The sequence below is a fragment of the Streptomyces sp. NPDC002573 genome, from assembly GCF_042889625.1.
GTDB lineage: Bacteria > Actinomycetota > Actinomycetes > Streptomycetales > Streptomycetaceae > Streptomyces > Streptomyces gibsoniae.
In genome coordinates this window covers 1-1,754 of the sequence record NZ_JBIARC010000248.1, presented here as the reverse complement: position 1 = coordinate 1,754, position 1,754 = coordinate 1, and the positions used below count along the sequence as shown (strand labels likewise).

The window sequence follows — 1,754 nt, the reverse complement described above, 5'->3', positions numbered from 1 at the left end:
CGATGACGGCCGCGTCCTTGGCATCGGTCTTGCCTTCGCCGCGGTAGCTCTCGGAAGCGCGGTGGATGGCCCGGCCGGAGATGTAGTGCACCGGCTGGTCGTGGTTGAAGAGGATCGCGATGACCAGGGCGGCTCCGCCGTCGGCCAGGTCAATGCCCCAGGTCACCTCATCGCCCAAGTCCCATACATCGGCCAGGAGCTGGAGGATCTCGGGTTCGTCGTTCGCGACTCGTCGGGACAGCAGCCGACGGCCGCCTTCGTCGATCGCGACGCAGTGGTGATGGGTCTTGCCTGCATCGATACCGGCCCAGATCGCGGCCATGTGGTGCCTCCGTGCGGTGGTGTTGCTGGTTCCTCCCGACGGACGACCTCGCTGTCGATTCCCTACGGAGCGATCATTCGCAATTCCTAATTGGCAGCCGAGTCGTCGTGGGGCGTCGGGCGGCCAATCGATGCCAGCCACGAGTGGCAGAAGGTTGAAAGCCACACCCGACGCCCCTGGGTGGGCCAACCATACGAAGGGCTCGCCCAGTCCCGTGGAAGAACGTAGGGAAGGTTGAGTGGCCGCTCCACCTGCCCCAGTACTGTGGCTTCGCATGACCGACGCTGAGATCGAGATCACCGCAGACCTGGTCCGCGACCTGCTGCAGGAGCAGCATCCAGACCTTGCAGGGCTCGCCATCCGCGAGGTGGCGGGCGGCTGGGGCAACCAAATGTGGCGCCTCGGGGACGAGTTGGCCGTGCGCATGCAGCGCATGGACCTCACTCCGGAGCTCCAGCTCAAGGAGCGGCGGTGGCTGCCCGTGCTGGCCCCGCGTCTGCCGCTCCCGGTGCCGACCCCGGTGCGGTTCGGCGAACCGTCCGCGCGCTTCCCCAAGCACTGGACCGTGATGACGTGGGTTCCCGGCGAGCCGCTGGACTACTCCTCGATCAGCCGCGGCGATCACGCGGCCGACACCCTGGCGGGCTTCCTCAGGGCGCTCCACGTGGAGGCCCCCGCTGACGCGCCGATCAGTGAGGATCGCGGTGACCATCCCATGAAGTGCACGGATGGCTTCGACCACTTCTTCCACTCCGTCGTCCTCGACGACCTCGCCGACGATGTCCGGGCCGTCTGGGACGACGCCGTCGCGGCGCCCGAGTGGGAGGGGCCTCCGCTCTGGGTGCATGGCGACCTGCATCCGGCGAACGTCGTCGTCTCGGACGGGACGCTCTCGGGCGTGATCGATTTCGGTGACATGTTCGCCGGCGATCCGGCGTGGGACCTCGCTGCCGCATGGGTCATCCTTCCCGCAGGCGCCGCCTCACGCTTCTTCGACGTATATGCGCAGGCGGACGCGGGGACGATCCGGCGCGCCCGCGGGCTGGCCGCCCTGAAGAGCCTGTTCCTCATGCTGATGGGCCAGGCCGGAGACCGGGGCCTTCCTGGCGGCAAGCCGACGTGGGGACCCGCAGGCCGGGCAGCGCTCGATCGTGTTCTGAGAGGCTGATGCAGCGCGAAGCGACAGGCCACGTCACTCGCTCATGATCCTCGCGCGATCGCGAACCTCAGACCCCGATGTTTTCCGGCTGTGGACGTAGCGGCTGATCGGCATCAGCGTGGTCACCGCTATGCCGTGTTCGTCGTAGAGACGGTCCCAGATCTGTTTGGGCAGAAGACGGAGCCTCCCCCTGAGTGGTGGACACCCTGACCTCGACCCCGGTGGGGGTCGGGAGAGGGTGACCGATTATGGTGATGAAGGTCTATTCGCCCG

General features: G+C 67.3%; 2 protein-coding genes. One reads left to right on the top strand and one right to left on the bottom strand.

From position 1 onward, the window contains the following. Positions 1-322, bottom strand: a 322-nt coding sequence (locus ACFYX0_RS47695) for an IS110 family transposase (RefSeq protein ID WP_388982084.1), incomplete at its 3' end; no start/stop codon positions are given. Between the two features lie 274 nt (positions 323-596). On the opposite strand from ACFYX0_RS47695, the gene ACFYX0_RS47690 reads away from it, so the two are divergent. After that, positions 597-1,490 (top strand): aminoglycoside phosphotransferase family protein, encoded by an 894-nt coding sequence (locus ACFYX0_RS47690; protein WP_355925384.1) that lies wholly within the window; start codon positions 597-599, stop codon positions 1,488-1,490. Positions 1,491-1,754 lie beyond the last annotated feature (264 nt).

Bases quoted from the DNA above. Each gene is read 5' to 3' on its own strand.
- ACFYX0_RS47690 (WP_355925384.1), top strand. From the start codon at position 597: ATGACCGACGCTGAGATCGAGATCACCGCAGACCTGGTCCGCGACCTG.